The organism is Albibacillus kandeliae (assembly GCF_003116585.1).
Lineage (GTDB): Bacteria > Pseudomonadota > Alphaproteobacteria > Rhodobacterales > Rhodobacteraceae > Albibacillus > Albibacillus kandeliae.
Window position 1 is genome coordinate 94,350 of sequence record NZ_QEHM01000004.1, and the last position, 16,019, is coordinate 110,368.

Genomic DNA, 16,019 nt, shown 5'->3' on the forward strand with positions numbered 1-16,019 from the left:
CTTCTACCACCACTGTGCCGGTTTGGCCACAAAGCCCGCGGATTTCTCCAGCGACGCGGCGATATTCAGCAGATCGCCCTCGTCCCAGGGCTTGCCGATCAGCTGCAGACCCAGCGGCAGCCCCTGCTTGTCGAGCCCGGCAGGCACCGAGATGCCCGGCAGCCCGGCAAGGTTCACCGTGACCGTGAAGACGTCGTTCAGATACATCTGCACCGGATCGGCCTCGGCCATCTCGCCCAGCCCAAAGGCCGAGGACGGCGTCGCCGGGGTCAGGATCGCATCCACCCCCTGCGCGAAGGCATCCTCGAAGTCCTTCTTGATCAGGGTCCGGACCTTGCGGGCCCGGTTGTAATAGGCGTCGTAGAAACCGGCGGAGAGGACATAGGTCCCGATCATCACCCGGCGCTGCACCTCGTCGCCGAAGCCCTCGGCACGGGTCTTCTCGTACATCTCGGTGATGCCGTCGCCCTGTGCCAGCTTGGCGCGATGGCCATAGCGCACGCCGTCATAGCGCGCGAGGTTCGACGACGCCTCGGCGGGGGCGATCACGTAATAGGCCGGCAGCGCGTACTTGGTGTGCGGCAGACTGATGTCCACGATCTCGGCGCCCGCGTCCTTCAGCATGGCGGCGCCGTCGGACCAGATCTTCTCGATCTCTTCGGGTGTGCCGTCGATGCGGTACTCGCGCGGGATACCGATCTTCTTGCCCCGGATGTCGCCGGTCAGCAGTGCCTCGAAGTTCGGCACCGGCAGGTCGGTCGAAGTGCTGTCCTTGGCATCCGACGAGCACATGGCTTCCAGCATGATGGCCGCGTCGCGCACCGTCTTGGTCATCGGGCCCGCCTGGTCGAGCGAGGAGGCGAAGGCGATGATGCCCCAGCGCGAGCAGCGCCCGTAGGTCGGCTTGATCCCGACGATGCCGGTAAAGGCCGCGGGCTGGCGGATCGAACCGCCGGTGTCGGTGCCGGTCGCCGCAAGGCAGAGATCCGCCGCCACGGCCGAGGCCGACCCGCCGGAGGAACCGCCCGGGGTCAGAGCCGCTTCGTCATTGCCGCGCCGCCACGGGTTCACCGCATTGCCGTAGACCGAGGTCTCGTTCGACGAGCCCATGGCGAACTCGTCCATGTTCAGCTTGCCAAGCATCACGGCGCCCGCGTCGATCAGGTTCTGACTGACCGTCGATTCATATTCGGGACGGAAGCCCTCGAGGATGCCGCTCGCCGCCTGGGAGGGCACACCGCGCGTGCAGAAGAGATCCTTGATCCCGATCGGCAGGCCGCACATGGCCGGCGCATCGCCCTCGGCCAGACGCGCATCCGCCGCCCGGGCGCGCTCCATGGCGATCTCGGGGGTCTTGTGCACGAAGGCGTTCAGCGCATCCGCCGCGTCGATGGCCTTGAGGCAGGCCTCGGTCAGCTCGACGGACGTGGTCTCGCCCTTCTTCAGCGCGTCCCGCGCATCGGCCAGGGTAAGCTTGTTCAGATCAGCCATTATTCCACCACCTTCGGAACCGCGAAAAAGCCCTCGCGCGCATCCGGCGCGTTGGCCAGGACCTGCGCCTGCTGATGCCCGTCGGTCACCTGGTCCTCGCGCCGCTTCAGCCGCATCGGGGTGACGGAGGTCATCGGCTCGACGCCCTCGACATCCACCTCGTTCAGCTGTTCGATGAACCCGAGGATACGGTTGAAATCCGCGGCCAGGGCCGGAAGCGCGTCGTCCTCGACCTTGATCCGCGCCAGCTTGGCCACCCGTGCGGCGGTGTTTTCGTCAATCGACATGGCGGTCCTCTTTGTACGTCAGGCCGCATTTACTCTGCACGCGCCCTGCTCGCAAGCCCGCGCCCGCTGCAAAGCGGCATCATCGGGGGCGCTGCCCCCTCTTGGCCTGCGGCCAATTCACCCCCGGAGTATTTTCGAAGAAAAGATGAGCGGGGCGCGTCCTGCATCTTTTCTTCACAAGTACTCCGGGGGAGTCGCCGAAGGCGGCGGGGGCAGCGCCCCCTGCTCCCTCAGAGGTCGATCGCGACCATGACCTCGGGCTCGATGACGTCAACGCCCGGCAGCCCATCGACCAGCGCCTGCGCCGATTGCTCGAGGATCGGGAAGGTCTTGTAGTGGCAGGGGATCACGGTCTTGAAGTCGAAGTACTTCTTCGCGGCCCAGGCCGCGGCCTTCATGTCCATGGTGAAATGGCCACCGGCACAGAGGATGCCGATGTCGGGGCGGTAGTACTCTCCGAACCAGGCCATGTCGGCCATGATGTCGGTATCGCCGCTGAAATAGATGGTCCTGCCCTCGGCACGGATGATGTAGCCGGCCTCGGAGCCGCCGGTGCGGGGGCCGTTGGCGGTGGAATAGGTCGAGGAGTGCACCGCGTTGGTCATGGTGATCTTGACCCCGCCAAGGTCCACCGTGCCGCCCTTGTTGAAGCCGGTGGTCTCGACGCCCTCGGTCTCGGCCCAGTAGCTCATCAGGTCGAACTGGCCGACCAGTGGCACCTTCGACTTGCGCGCCAGCGCCAGCACGTCGCCGGAGTGGTCGAAATGGGCGTGGCTGAGCAGGATATGCGTGGCGCCGGTGGTGGCGGCCTCGTGCTTCTCCTCGGGCAGCACCGGGTTGCCGCTGAGCCAGGGGTCGATCAGGATGACCTTATCGCCGGTTTCGAGCCGAAAGCCGCTGTGTCCGAGCCAGGTGAGTTTCATGGGCGTCTCCTCTTGTTGCCGGGGAGCCTAGCACCGCGCGGACAAAAATCCATGACGGGGGCACAAAAGTTTTGCGCTGACAGGCGTCTGGCGCCGGGGCTCAGGGGCGGCGGTCGCGGAAGAAGTCGCGCAGCATCGCCTCGGCCTCGGGCGCGGCCAGCCCGTCGTAGACCTCGGGGCGGTGATGCGCCTGCGGGTGCGCGAACACCCGGGCCCCATGCGCCACCCCGCCGGACTTCGGATCCGACGCCCCGTAGTAGAGGCGCGAGATGCGCGCGGCGGCGATGGCGGCGGCGCACATGGCGCAGGGTTCCAGCGTGACGTAGAGCGCGTAGCCCGTCAGCCGCTCGGACCCGGCAGCGGCGCAGGCGGCGCGGATGGTGAGGATCTCGGCATGGGCGGTCGGGTCGTTCAGTTCGCGGGTGCGGTTACCCGCCGCGGCCACGACCGCACCGCTGGCGTCCGCCAGCACCGCGCCGACTGGAACTTCGCCCCGCGCCGCGGCGGCGCGCGCCTCGTCAAGTGCCTGAGCCATATGGGATTTGAAGACCATGCCGCAACCTGCCCCTTTGCCGCCCCTTCCGCAAGCGCGCGAATTGCTCTAACGCTCTTGGCCATGAGCACCAATCCCCCTCCCGGCGACCGCATCGCCAAGGTTCTGGCCCGTGCCGGAGTCGCCTCGCGCCGCGAGGCGGAACGCATGATCGAGGCCGGTCGCGTTTCGGTCAACGGCAAGACCATCGACAGCCCGGCGCTGAACGTCACCGCCAAGGACCGTATCGTCGTGGACGGCAAACCGCTGCAGGAGGCCGAACCCGCGCGGCTCTGGCTCTATCACAAGCCGCCCGGGCTGGTGACCACGGCGCGCGACGAACAGGGCCGCAAGACCATCTTCGACGACCTGCCCGAGGAGATGCCCCGGGTGATGAGCGTCGGGCGGCTCGACCTCAACTCGGAGGGCCTGCTGCTGCTGACGAACGACGGGGCGATCAAGCGCAAGCTGGAGCTGCCCAGCACCGGGTGGCTGCGCAAGTACCGCGTCCGCATCAATGGCCGCCCCGAGGACAAGCATTTCGAACCGCTGCGCAAGGGCTTGGTCATCGGCGAGGAGAAGTTCCAGCCGATGATCGTCACGCTGGACCGCCAGCAGGGCGCCAACGCCTGGATCACCGTCGGTCTGCGCGAGGGCAAGAACCGCGAGATCCGCCGCGCGATGGAAGACCTCGGTTTTACCGTCAACCGGCTGATCCGGGTCTCCTACGGTCCGTTCCAGCTGGGCCAGCTCAAGGCGGGCGAGGTCGAGGAAGTGCGCCGCAAGGTGATGCGCGACCAGCTCGGTCTGGACGGGCCGGAGCCCGAGGGCACGGCACAGCCTGCGCGCAAGCCCGGGCGCAAGCCGCGCCCCGCTCAGGATGCGCGCGGCACCGAGCGGCCCGCGGGCCGGCCGGACAAACCCCGCGGCGATGCTCCGCGCGGTGGCAAGCCGCGCCCGGGCGGCGCGCGCCCCGGCAGGCCGGGAAAGGGCCCCGGGCGGCCCTGACCCCGGACGTCTGCTGCCGGTGGCCGTGGATTTTTCCCACAGCGCACTAGCAAGAAGCTGCTGCATGACCTAGATTTTTTCTGGACGTGGTAAGCGGGGGACGCCCAATGTCGGGCAATGCAATGCAGAACGTCGCCTTCGTGGCGCTTTTCCTGCTCCTGTGCGGTGTCTGTACCGGCTGGCTCGGAGGGCTCTGACCATGGCGCAGCGCTTTGGCGGCAAATACAGCCCCGATCCCCGCGAGGACGAGACCGGGACGCCGCAGCGCGGTGCCTATGACGGTGCCCGCGTCGAGCCGGTGGGTCTGCGCGCCAACCTGCTGTTCCTGCCCCCGGTCCTCCTGCTGTTCTTCAGTCTCGGCAGCGGAGCGGTCGGCCTTGCCTTTGGCGTCGCCGGGGCAGCCGTTCTGGCCCTCGCCGCGTGGCTGCTGCGGGGCGGGCTCAGGGCCGAGGCCGAGTTCAAGGCCCGCAAGGTGGCCCGCCGCCCCGCTTTTCCGCGCAAGATGGCCGCGAGCGTGCTGACCGGCATAGGCGCAGCCCTTGCCGTCTTTGCCTTTGAACCGGGCGTCGTGGCGCCGGTTCTCTACGGTCTGGTCGCCGGTGCCCTGCACCTCGGGTCCTTCGGGCTCGACCCGCTGCGCAACAAGGGGATGGAGGGCATCGACACCTTCCAGCAGGACCGGGTGGCGCGCGTGGTCGACGAGGGCGAGACCTACCTGCGGGAAATGACCGACGCCGTGCGGCGCGCCGGGGACCGGCGGATAGAGGGCCGGGTGGAACGGTTCCAGGCCACCGCGCGCGACCTGTTCCGCACCGTCGAGGAAGATCCGCGCGACCTGACCGCCGCGCGAAAGTACCTGACCGTCTACCTGATGGGCGCGCGGGACGCGACGATCAAGTTCGCCGACCTCTACGCACGCAACCGCGATTCGCGGGCGCTGGCCGATTACGAGGCGCTGCTGGACGACCTTGAGCAGAATTTCGCCGCCCGCACACGTGCCATGCTGCTTGACGACCGCAGTGACCTTACCGTCGAGATAGAGGTGCTGCGCGACCGGCTGCAGCGCGAAGGCGTGCGTCCGAAATGAACCAGAAGTTGAGCACCCGTAATTTTCACAAAGGCGATTTATTCGTCCGGTCGAACATCATCGAGGGAGATTGGAATGTCTGAGACAGTACGGCAGAAGGCCGAGGAATCCGAAGGATTGCTCTCCGAAGTCACCGCGATTTCCCTGCCCGATCCCAGTGCAGAGCAGGTCACCCTCGAAGGGGCCGATGCCCCGGTGAGCGAGGCGATCCGCCAGCGCATGGGCGAGATCGACATGGGAGACACCAACTCGATCGTCTCCTTCGGCTCCGGCGCGCAGGCCGAGCTGCAGGAAATCAGCCAGGCCATGCTGCAGGACGTGCGCAACAAGGATGTCGGCCCGGCGGGCGACAGCCTGCGCGACATCGTCACCACCATCCGCGGCTTCGCGGTCAGCGAACTCGACGTCCGCCGCGAACGCAGCTGGTGGGAAAAGCTGATCGGCCGCGCCGCGCCCTTCGCCAAGTTCACCGCCCGCTTCGAAGAGGTGCAGGGCCAGATCGACCGCATCACCGACAACCTGCTCAAGCACGAGCACACGCTGCTGAAGGACATCAAGTCGCTCGACCTGCTCTACGAACGCACGCTGGGCTTCTACGACGAGCTTGCGCTCTACATCGCCGCGGGTGAGGCCAAGCTGAAAGAGCTCGACAGCAAGGACATCCCGGCCCAGCAGGCCAAGATGGAGGCCGCGCCCGAGGGCGAGCAGGTGATGCAGGCGCAGGAGCTGCGCGATCTGCGCGCCGCCCGCGACGATCTCGAACGCCGGGTTCACGACCTCAAGCTCACCCGCCAGGTGACCATGCAGTCGCTGCCCTCGATCCGGCTGGTGCAGGAGAACGACAAGTCGCTGGTGACCAAGATCAACTCGACTCTCGTCAACACCGTCCCCCTCTGGGAGACGCAGCTGGCACAGGCGGTGACCATCCAGCGCTCGTCCGAAGCGGCCGCCGCGGTGCGCGACGCCAACGACCTGACCAACGAGCTGCTGACGGCAAACGCCAAGAACTTGCGCGACAGCAACAAGATGATCCGGCAGGAGATGGAACGCGGCGTCTTCGACATCGAGGCGGTGAAGAAGGCCAACGCCGACCTGATCGGCACCATCCAGGACAGCCTCCAGATCGCCGACGAGGGCAAGGCGCGCCGCGCCGCCGCCGAGGAGGATCTCAAGACGATGGAGGCCGAGCTGCGCGAGACCCTCGCCGCCGCCAAGGCCCGCAAGGATGGGCTGGGCGACAACGCCGGGACCTCGGTCCCGGGCTGAGCGGACGTCGGGGCGGAAGGCGGAGAACCGGAGCATGGAACGGCGGGGCATCAGGGCGTTCGGCATCGTCGTCATGCTCGCATCCGTGATGGCGCTGTCGGGCTGCGAACTGCCGTCCAGCCCCGCCACCTCCCTGCCACCACAGGCCCGGCCCGACGGGCTGGCCAAACCGACCCCAGCGGCCCCCTCGGCCCGCAGCGAGGAGCTGGCCCGCTACTACCGCGTCATCCAGAACGACCTGCTGGCGCAGGGCCTGCTGCGCACCGACGGCGGCGGGCCCGACACGCCCTTCTCGGCCGAAGACCTTGTCGACGACTTCATCGCCATTGCCTTCTTCGAGGAATACTCCCGCAAGAACGGCAGCACCCTGCGCGGCGAACCCGGACGGCTTAGCCGCTGGAGCGGGCCGGTGCGGGTCGGCATCGAATTCGGCGAGAGCGTGCCCGCGTCGATCCGCGACAAGGACAGCGCCAGCATCGGCTCCTATGTCGACCGCCTCGCCCGCCTCACCCGCCATTCCGTCTCAGTGGTGCGCTCCAACCCGAACTTCTTCATCGTGGTGGCCGGCGAGGACGACCGCACCGCGCTGCAGGGCCGGCTCAAGACGCTGATCCCGACCATCAGCCGGTCCGAGCTCGACCTCTTTGCCAACCTGCCCCGCTCCTACTACTGCCTCGTCGTTGGCGTCGCCGGCGGCAAGTCCGACTACGACTACACCCGCGCCGTGGCGCTGATCCGCGCCGAGCATCCCGACCTCGTCCGCCTGAGCTGCGTGCACGAGGAAATCGCGCAGGGTCTCGGGCTGCCCAACGACAGCCCCGATGCGCGCCCCTCCATCTTCAACGACGACGACGAATTCGCGCTGCTGACCAACCACGATGAAATGCTGCTCAAGATCCTGTACGATCCGAGGCTGACGCCCGGCATGACGGCGGAAGAAGCACGCCCCATCGCCCTGGTCATCGCGCGGGAATTGATGGGGCAGGATGCCTGACCCGCAAAGCCATTACCAAAGAGGACCATGACAATGGGCATATTCGATTTCCTGAGCGGCCAGTTCATTGACGTCATTCACTGGACCGACGACACCCGCGACACGATGGTCTGGCGCTTCGAACGCGAAGGTCACGAGATCAAGTATGGCGCCAAGCTCACCGTGCGCGAGGGCCAGGCGGCGGTCTTCGTCCACGAGGGCCAGCTGGCCGACGTCTTCACCCCCGGTCTCTACATGCTCGAGACCAACAACATGCCCATCATGACCTCGCTCCAGCACTGGGACCACGGGTTCCAGTCGCCGTTCAAGAGCGAGATCTACTTCGTCAACACCACCCGCTTCACCGATCAGAAGTGGGGCACCAAGAACCCGATCATCTGCCGCGACCCCGAATTCGGCCCGGTCCGCCTGCGCGCCTTCGGGACCTATTCCGTGCGGGTGACCGACCCGGGCAAGTTCCTGCAGGAAATCGTCGGCACCGACGGCGAATTCACCATGGACGAGATCAGCTTCCAGATCCGCAACATCATCGTGCAGGAGTTCTCGCGCGTGGTGGCAGGCTCGGGCATCCCGGTGCTCGATATGGCCGCCAATACCGCCGACCTCGGCAAGCTGGTGGCCACCGCCATTTCCGAGACCATCGCCGCCTACGGCCTGTCAATCCCCGAGCTCTACATCGAGAACATCTCGCTGCCCCCGGCGGTGGAGGAAGCGCTCGACAAGCGCACCTCGATGGGCGTGGTCGGCGACCTCGGCAAGTTCACCCAGTATTCCGCGGCCGAGGCGATGACCAAAGCCGCCTCCAACCCGGGCGGCGGTGGCATGGCCGCCGGTCTCGGCGCCGGCATGGGCATGGCGATGGGCGCGCAGATGGCCAACCCCGGACCCTGGGGGGCCGCACCCTCCGCCCCGGCCGCGGCGCCTACGCCGCCCCCGCCCCCGGCCGAACACGTCTGGCACATCGCCGAGAACGGCCAGACCACCGGCCCCTTCTCCAAGGCGTCGATGGGCCGCATGGTGACCGAGGGCAAGCTGACCCGCGACAGCTACGTCTGGACCGAAGGGCAGGATGGCTGGCTCAAGGCGGGCGATGTCGCCGAGCTCGCGCGCCTCTTCACCGTGATGCCGCCGCCGCCCCCCGGGGCGTAACGGGACCGCTCCCGCTTCTCCATTCTGTAAATACTCCCGCCGGAGGCGTACCTTCCCATGTCCGAGGCCGATACCGCGCCCACCGCTCCTCTGGAGGAACACCGCTTTCCCTGCGACCAGTGCGGCGCCGACCTGCGCTATGATCCGGCGCAGGGAGTGCTGAAATGCGACCATTGCGGGCACACACAGCAGATCGGCGGCGGCCCCTGGCAAGGCGCGACCCTGCGCGAGCTGGACTTCGAGGCGGCCGTGGCGGAACGCCTGCCCGAGGCCGAGATCGAGGAAACCCGGGTCCTGCAATGCCCCAACTGCGGGGCGCAGGTCGAGTTCGACCCCAACGACCACGCCGCCGAATGCCCGTTCTGCGCGACGCCCGTGGTGACCGACACCGGGGTAAGCCGGCACATCAAGCCCAAGGGCGTCCTGCCCTTCGTGCTGGACGAACGCGCCGCCCACAAGGCGATGAGCGACTGGCTCGGCCGGCTCTGGTTCGCCCCCAACGGGCTCAAGGACTTTGCCCGCAAGGGCCGCCGGATGCAGGGCATCTACGTCCCCTACTGGACCTTCGACGCCGACACCGCCTCGCGCTACACCGGCGAGCGCGGCACCATCTACTACGTCACCCAGACCGTGGTGCGCGATGGCAAGCGGGTGCAGCAGCAGGTGCCGAAGATCCGCTGGACCGGGGTGCGCGGCCAGGTCGCGCGCTTCTTCGACGACGTCCTCGTGCTGGCCTCGCGCAGCCTGCCCCGGCAGTACACCGACGCGCTCGAACCCTGGGATCTCGCGGCGCTGCAGCCCTACCTGCCCCAGTACCTCGCCGGGTTCCGCGCCGAGGCCTACACCGTCCAGCTCGAGGAAGGCCATGCCGAGGCCCGTGCCCAGATGTCCCGGGTGATCGAACGCGACGTGCGCTTCGACATCGGCGGCGACCAGCAGCGTATCCACTCGATCGACACGCAGGTCCGCAACGTGACCTTCAAGCACATCCTGCTGCCGGTCTGGCTCGCTGCCTACAAGTTCCGCGGCCAGACCTACCGCTTCGTGATCAACGGCCAGACCGGACGGGTCCAGGGCGAGCGGCCCTGGTCGGCGATCAAGATCACCATCGCCGTGGTTCTCGGCCTGCTGGTCGCCGCCGGGGTCGGTTACCTCGTCGCCACCGGGCAATAGCACCGCCGCCCCTTCTTTGGGTTGCAAGTATCCCGGGGAGCGCGAGGGGCTGGCCCCTCGCTCCCGCATCCGGTGTTCCATGCGCGTCCGCAGGCCCCCGGACCGCCGCATTCGCCGTTTGCTGACGGCTTGCGCCCCATGCTACTCTGGGTCAAAGACCGAGGCCGGCAGAGCCCGAGGCGAGAGCAGACCAGGACCCGATGACCGCACTCAAGGAATACCAGCGCCTCGAAGCGACCGGCCTCTGGCGCCCGTCTCCCGAGCAGCAGCGGCGCGAGGTCTATGTCTCCATCGGCGACGCCACCCTGACCATCAACAGTTTCAACAACCAGGCCCTGACCCACTGGTCGCTCGCCGCGATCCAGCGGCGCAACCCTGACGAATTCCCGGCAATCTACCACCCGGACGGGGACCCGGACGAGACGCTCGAACTCGCCGAGAGCGAAGGGCACATGATCGAGGCCATCGAACGGCTGCGCCGGGCGGTGGAGCGGGCCCGGCCGCATCCCGGGCGGCTGCGTTCGTTCGGCGTGGCCGGGGTGCTCTCCGCCGCGCTGGTGCTGGCGGTGTTCTGGCTGCCGGGTGCCATGCGGCGGCATACGCTGGACGTGGTGCCGGTGATCAAGCGGCAGGAGATCGGCGACGCGCTTCTGGCCCGGGTCGAGCGGCTGTCGGGCCGGGCCTGCCGCAGTCCCGAGACCCAGCCGGTGCTGTCACGCCTCGCCCGCCGTCTCGCCGTGCGCCGCATCGTCATCCTGCCCGGCGGGCTGCGCGACAGCCTGCACCTCCCCGGCAGCATCGTCCTGCTGAACCGAGCCCTTGTTGAAGATCACGAGGACCCGGCGGTTCTGGCGGGCTACGTGCTGACCGAGAAACTCGCCGCCGCGCGCACCGACCCCCTCGGTGAGGTGCTGCAGGATGGCGGCGTCTTCGCCTCCTTCCGCCTGCTGACCACGGGGGAGATCCCCAAGGACATGCTCGACACCTACGCCGAGCGCATCGTGACCGCGCCGAAGCCCGTGCTGCCGACCGACGCGGTGCTGAAGGAATTCGCCGACGCCAAGGTCCCCTCCACGCCCTACGCCCGCGCGCGGGACATCACCGGGGAATCCACCCTGCCGCTGATCGAGGCCGATCCGATGAAGGCCGAAGACCCGGCGCCCGTGATGCGCGACCGTGACTGGGTCCTGCTGCAGGGCATCTGCGGCGGCTGATCGTCCTAGCGCAGCACCGTCGCACCGCCAAAGCCTGCGCCCTGCACCTTGACCAATGCGGCCTGCGCCTGCTCCGCGCTGGCGAAGGGCCCCATCAGGACCATCGGCAGAGCCTCGCCATTCCGGCGCAGGGTGCCAATGCGGGCGGGCAGCCCGGTCTTGCGCGACAGACCCTGCGCGACCTTCTGCGCGTCCGCCTGCTGGGTATAGGCGCCGACCCGGACATAGCTGGGCGCACCTGTGGCAACCTGTGAACGGGTGGAGACATGGGTGACCGGCTGCGCCTGCCCGACGATTACGCCGCCGCGCCCGGTGGGCTGCTTCAGCTGCCGTGGCACCGTCCGGGTCCAGACCTGGTCGGTCTGCGCCTCGCCCTCGGGCGTGCCGAGCCCCCGGAGCGGGTTCAGCCGCCCGTCGTTCCAGGCCGGACGATAGCCCGGCGGCACCTTGGGGGCGCGGGTGATATCCGTCACCATCACCGCACCATCCCCGGTCGGCCGCACGGTCGCCGCGCGGCCATCGGTCCAGACCAGGCGGTAGCCCTTGGGCACCGTGACATTCGGCAGCGACTGGGCGACCTTTGGCGGGATCTCCACCCGGACCGGGGCGATCTGCCCCTCGCCGGAGGTAAAGACCGTAGGCGCCGGACCGGCCGAAGGCTTGCGCTGGATCGTCGCCGGGGCCCTTGTGCCGCCCGATGTATAGACCGTCGGGGCCGGGCTGGGTGACGGCTTGCGCGCAGGTTGGGTCGTGGCGGCGGGGGCCGCCCGCGGGGTGCGGGCACTGGGTGCGGCGGGCGCCGGCCCGTCGAGTGTCAGGATCTCGGGTCCGTTGGCCTCCGCGCTGCGCGGGGCGGCCTGCGCCCGGGCGATCTCGGAGGGGCTGAGCGTCGGCTTGTAACCGCACAGCAGGTTGCGCTGGCGATCGACGCGCGGCACCCAGCGGAGAATGCCGTTGATGCCCGCACGCACGTAGAGGCAACCCTTGCTGTCGACATAGCTCTTGCCGGTGTAGGAGGCAGGCGGGAGCTCGGCGGGAACGGCTCCCTCGCTCAGCGTCCGGGCCTCTGCACCGGTCGCCAAGCCTGCTGCCAGTATTAGTGTTGCCGCAATAATTCTTGTGTTTCTCATGACCGCCCTACACGAGATATTGCGGTCAACCTTGCAGCAAATCGCCCTGTGAGTAAAGCGTCGCGGCCGCTTTATTTGGTCCCGAACATGCGGTCGCCCGCGTCACCGAGGCCCGGCATGATGTAGCCCTTTTCGTTGAGCCCACGGTCGACGGCGGCGGTCACGATCGGCACGTCCGGATGTGCCTCCTGCATCCGCGCGATCCCTTCGGGCGCGGCGAGCAGGCAGAGGAACCGGATGTCGGTCGCCCCTGCCTTCTTCAGCAGGTCGATGGCGGCGGCCGAGGAATTGCCGGTGGCCAGCATCGGGTCGACGGCGATCACAAGGCGATCTTCCAGCGCTTCCGGCACCTTGAAGTAATACTGCACCGGTTGCAGCGTTTCCTCGTCACGGTAGAGGCCGACAAAGCCGACCCGCGCCGAGGGGATGAGTTCAAGGGCACCGTCCAGCATCCCGTTGCCCGCGCGCAGGATCGAGACCAGCGCCAGTTTCTTGCCCGCAAGGGTCAGCGCATCCATCTCTTCCATCGGGGTCTCGATGGGCTTGCGCGTCATCGGCAGTTCGCGGGTGATCTCGTAGAGGAGGAGCTGCGTGATCTCGCGAAGCAGCTGGCGGAAGACCGCGGTGGGCGTGGCCTTGTCGCGCATCAGGGTCAGCTTGTGCTGGACAAGCGGGTGATCGACGGCGGTCAGATGCTGGGACATGCGGCAGGCTCCGGGGTTGCAGGGTTTTCGTCTTTTGCCGCGAGTCCGGCGCGGGAGGCAAGATGCAACGGGGAGAAAAGGTCCGAACCCGGGGCAGTCCTAGAGGAAACTCCGCCCCGGCCCCTGCCCCGGAACCCCGAGGTGCGCCGCCACGCTGGCGGCCACGTCGGCAAAGGCCACCTGCCCCAGCCCGCCCTCTCCGGCGCCCTTGACCAGCACCGGCACACGCTCGCGGGTGTGATCGGTTCCGCTCCAGGACGGGTCGTTGCCGTGATCGGCGGTGAACACCATCAGGTCTCCCGGGCGCAGCCGTTCCAGCACCGGGCCGATCGCCGCGTCGAACCATTCCAACGCACGCGCATAGCCCGAGACATTGCGGCGATGGCCGTAAAGGCTGTCGAATTCAACGAAATTGGCAAAGGTCAGGCTGCCCTCATCGGCCTCGTCCACAAGGTCCGAGAGGTGGCCCATCAGCGCCTCGTCCGATCCCTTACGCACTTCGTCGATGCCCTGCATCGAGAAGATGTCACCGATCTTGCCGATCCCGTAGACCCGCCGCCCCGCCTCCTGCACCCAGTTGGTCAGCACCGGTCGGGGCGGCGTGATGGCATAGTCGCGCCGGTTGGTCGTGCGGGTGAACCCGGCCTCCGGGCTGCCGACAAAGGGTCGTGCGATAACCCGGCCCACCTTCATCTCGTGCAGGCGCGGGGCGATGGCCTTGCAGAGCTCCAGCAGCCGGTCCAGCCCGAAGGTCTCCTCGTGCGCGGCGATCTGGAACACGCTGTCGGCCGAGGTGTAGCAGATCGGCCAGCCACTGCGCATATGCTCGGCCCCCAACTCGTCGAGGATCGCGGTGCCTGATGCGTGGCAGTTGCCAAGGATGCCGTCTGTCCCAGCAAGTTTGGCCACCGCGTCCGTCAACGCCTTCGGAAACGCCGGAACATCGTCGGGAAAATAGTGCCAGTCCCAAGGCACCGGCAGACCGGCAAGCTCCCAGTGACCCGAGGGTGTATCCTTGCCCGGCGAAACCTCGGTCGCGGCCCCCCAGCGCCCGTGCGGATAGGCCCCGAGCCCGGGCGCCGACGTGCCGGAGGCGAGGGCCAGCGCGGCGCCAAGGCCCAGCGCATCGAGGTTCGGCATCTTCAGCGGCCCCGTGCGCCCCTCTTCTGCCTGCCCCGCGGCGCAGGCCGCCGCGATATGACCCAGCGTGTTGGCCCCGGTATCGGGTATCGCGCCGTTGTAGAAGCTGCCGGCATCCGGCGCCCCGCCGATGCCGACCGAGTCCATCACCACCAGAAACGCCCGTGCCATCAACCGATCCTTTCGTGAATGAGGTCCGGCACCGCGACCGGCTCGGCGCCGATGGTGATCGCCGCCCGCACCGACGCCTCGGCCCGGCGCGCCGCGTCTTCGCGCCCCGCATGGACCTGCGCCAGCGGCGCGCCCTTCTCGACCCTGTCTCCCAGCCGGACCAGCCGCGAGAGGCCGACCGCCGGCTCCACCACGTCACTCTCGACCTGCCGCCCGCCGCCCAGCGCCACCACGGTAAGGCCCAGCGCTTCGCCGTCGATGGCGGTGACGTAACCTGCCTGCGCCGCGCCGACCTCGTGGATCACGTTCGCCTCGGGCAAGAAGCGCGCCCAGTCGTCGACGAAGGACAGCGGACCGCCCTGCGCAGCGATCATCCGGCCGAACCGTTCCGCAACGCGACCGTCCCGCAGCGCCTCGGCGATCCTGTCGGCCCCGGCCTGCACATCCGCAGCCAGCCCGCAATCGGCCAGCACGACGCCGCCCAGCGCGGCTGTGATCTGCAACAGCGGCCCCTCGGCCTCGCCGCGCAGCACCTTCATCACCTCGGCCACTTCCAGCGCGTTGCCGAGCGCAGGCGCCAGCGGCTGGTTCATGTCGGTGATCACCGCCGTGGTCTTGCAGCCTGCCGCGTTGGCCGTCGCGGTCAGCGCCTCGGCCAGCGCGCGCGCCTCGTCGGGCGTCTTCATGAACGCCCCCGACCCCACCTTGACGTCGAGCACCAGCGCCTCGGGCGCGGCCGCAAGTTTCTTTGAGAGGATCGAGGCGGTGATCAGGTCGAGGCTCTCGACCGTCGCAGTCACGTCGCGGATGGCGTAAAGGCGCTTGTCGGCCGGGGCGATCCCAGCGGTGGCCCCCACGATGGCACACCCCGTCCCGGCCACGATGCGCGCCAGCATGTCTTCGGTCACTCCGGTGCTCACACCGGGGATCGCCTCCAGCTTGTCGAGCGTCCCGCCGGTGTGGCCAAGGCCCCGGCCCGAGATCATCGGCACCACGCCACCGCACTCCGCCAAAGCGGGCGCGAGGATCAGCGACACGCAGTCGCCCACGCCGCCCGTCGAATGCTTGTCGATCACCGGGCCGTCCACGTCCCACGACAGCACCCTCCCGCTGTCGCGCATCGCCAGCGTCAGCGCCGCGCGCCCCTCGGTGCCCAGCCCGCCCATGCAGACGGCCATCGCAAAGGCGCCCGCCTGCGCGTCGCTCACCCCACCGTCGGCGAGCCCCTGCGCGAACCAGCCAAGCTCGTCGGCCGTCGGGACCTCGCGCCGCCGCAACTTGGCGATGATCGAACGTGCGTCCAAGGCTCAGGCCCCTTCCATGTGGCCCGCGTCGAAGGCCCCCGGCAGGAGATCGGCGATGGTGGTGGAAAACTCCGCCCCGCCGGTGGTGGCCAGTGTCACCCGCACCCCGCCCTTGCCGAACTCGGCCAGCTTCTGGCGGCAGCCGCCGCAGGGCGGCACCGGGGTCGGCGACCCGGCAATCACGTAGACCTCGGTGATCTCGTACTCGCCCGCGGCGGCCATCGCGGCGATGGCCCCGGCCTCGGCGCAGGTGCCTTCCGGATAGGCCACGTTCTCGACATTGCAGCCCGCATAGATGGTGCCGGATGCTGCGCGCACCGCCGCCCCCACCTTGAACTTGGAATAGGGCGCATAGGCGTTCTCGCGCACGGCGGTCGCGGCAGTCTTCAGCTCGCTCATCTCGGGGCCTCTCTGTGTTGAACCCCCATGTTCCAAAGCCCGCGCCC

At 68.4% G+C, this 16,019-nt stretch carries 16 protein-coding genes; 7 read left to right on the forward strand and 9 right to left on the reverse strand.

Annotation, left to right across the window (positions count from 1 at the left end):
- Positions 1-3: 3 nt before the first annotated feature.
- The 4 genes from gatA to DDT93_RS11105 all read right to left on the reverse strand — a co-directional run bounded on the left by gatA (position 4) and on the right by DDT93_RS11105 (position 3,254).
- A complete protein-coding gene (gene gatA, locus DDT93_RS11090; protein ID WP_109465915.1) occupies positions 4-1,491 on the reverse strand; it encodes an Asp-tRNA(Asn)/Glu-tRNA(Gln) amidotransferase subunit GatA in 1,488 nt (495 codons plus the stop codon).
- Positions 1,491-1,778 (reverse strand): Asp-tRNA(Asn)/Glu-tRNA(Gln) amidotransferase subunit GatC, encoded by a 288-nt coding sequence (gene gatC / locus DDT93_RS11095; protein WP_109465916.1) that lies wholly within the window; start codon positions 1,776-1,778, stop codon positions 1,491-1,493. Before gatC ends, gatA begins: the two co-directional genes overlap by 1 nt.
- 230 nt (positions 1,779-2,008) lie before the next feature.
- Complete coding sequence (locus DDT93_RS11100) at positions 2,009-2,701, reverse strand: metal-dependent hydrolase (RefSeq protein WP_109465917.1); 693 nt, start codon at positions 2,699-2,701, stop codon at positions 2,009-2,011.
- A gap of 100 nt (positions 2,702-2,801) precedes the next feature.
- Positions 2,802-3,254, reverse strand: a complete 453-nt coding sequence (locus DDT93_RS11105) for a nucleoside deaminase (protein ID WP_109465918.1) — start codon at positions 3,252-3,254, stop codon at positions 2,802-2,804.
- Positions 3,255-3,317: 63 nt separating this feature from the next.
- Here DDT93_RS11105 and DDT93_RS11110 point away from each other — a divergent pair, with 63 nt between their 5' ends.
- From DDT93_RS11110 to DDT93_RS11140, 7 genes are all read left to right on the forward strand, one after another.
- Positions 3,318-4,241 carry a pseudouridine synthase gene (locus DDT93_RS11110; RefSeq protein WP_109465919.1) on the forward strand — a complete coding sequence of 308 codons (924 nt, stop codon included), beginning with the start codon at positions 3,318-3,320 and terminating at the stop codon, positions 4,239-4,241.
- A gap of 199 nt (positions 4,242-4,440) precedes the next feature.
- Positions 4,441-5,328, forward strand: coding sequence for a 5-bromo-4-chloroindolyl phosphate hydrolysis family protein (locus tag DDT93_RS11115; protein ID WP_109465920.1), 888 nt, complete (start codon positions 4,441-4,443; stop codon positions 5,326-5,328).
- 75 nt (positions 5,329-5,403) lie between these two features.
- The gene (locus DDT93_RS11120) at positions 5,404-6,594 is read left to right on the forward strand and encodes a toxic anion resistance protein (RefSeq protein ID WP_109465921.1); all 1,191 of its coding nucleotides are present in this window, start codon (positions 5,404-5,406) and stop codon (positions 6,592-6,594) included.
- Between the two features lie 34 nt (positions 6,595-6,628).
- Entirely contained in the window at positions 6,629-7,588 is a 960-nt protein-coding gene (locus tag DDT93_RS11125) for a DUF2927 domain-containing protein (RefSeq protein WP_232825437.1), read from the forward strand.
- Positions 7,589-7,621: 33 nt separating this feature from the next.
- Entirely contained in the window at positions 7,622-8,737 is a 1,116-nt protein-coding gene (locus DDT93_RS11130; RefSeq protein WP_109465922.1) for an SPFH domain-containing protein, read from the forward strand.
- Between the two features lie 57 nt (positions 8,738-8,794).
- Positions 8,795-9,910 (forward strand): TFIIB-type zinc finger domain-containing protein, encoded by a 1,116-nt coding sequence (locus tag DDT93_RS11135; RefSeq protein WP_109465923.1) that lies wholly within the window; start codon positions 8,795-8,797, stop codon positions 9,908-9,910.
- Between the two features lie 200 nt (positions 9,911-10,110).
- Complete coding sequence (locus tag DDT93_RS11140) at positions 10,111-11,124, forward strand: hypothetical protein (protein WP_109465924.1); 1,014 nt, start codon at positions 10,111-10,113, stop codon at positions 11,122-11,124.
- A gap of 5 nt (positions 11,125-11,129) precedes the next feature.
- On the opposite strand, the gene DDT93_RS11145 is transcribed toward DDT93_RS11140, so the two are convergent.
- The 5 genes from DDT93_RS11145 to DDT93_RS11165 all read right to left on the reverse strand — a co-directional run bounded on the left by DDT93_RS11145 (position 11,130) and on the right by DDT93_RS11165 (position 15,972).
- Positions 11,130-12,206, reverse strand: a complete 1,077-nt coding sequence (locus tag DDT93_RS11145) for an SPOR domain-containing protein (RefSeq protein ID WP_157960148.1) — start codon at positions 12,204-12,206, stop codon at positions 11,130-11,132.
- Between the two features lie 119 nt (positions 12,207-12,325).
- Positions 12,326-12,958, reverse strand: coding sequence for a uracil phosphoribosyltransferase (upp, locus tag DDT93_RS11150; RefSeq protein WP_109465926.1), 633 nt, complete (start codon positions 12,956-12,958; stop codon positions 12,326-12,328).
- Positions 12,959-13,057: 99 nt separating this feature from the next.
- Positions 13,058-14,269, reverse strand: coding sequence for a phosphopentomutase (locus tag DDT93_RS11155; protein WP_109465927.1), 1,212 nt, complete (start codon positions 14,267-14,269; stop codon positions 13,058-13,060).
- Positions 14,269-15,573, reverse strand: coding sequence for a thymidine phosphorylase (locus DDT93_RS11160; protein WP_109465928.1), 1,305 nt, complete (start codon positions 15,571-15,573; stop codon positions 14,269-14,271). The genes DDT93_RS11155 and DDT93_RS11160 overlap by 1 nt, the downstream gene beginning before the upstream one ends.
- A gap of 3 nt (positions 15,574-15,576) precedes the next feature.
- Positions 15,577-15,972 carry a cytidine deaminase gene (locus tag DDT93_RS11165; protein WP_109465929.1) on the reverse strand — a complete coding sequence of 132 codons (396 nt, stop codon included), beginning with the start codon at positions 15,970-15,972 and terminating at the stop codon, positions 15,577-15,579.
- Between the last annotated feature and the right edge of the window lie 47 nt (positions 15,973-16,019).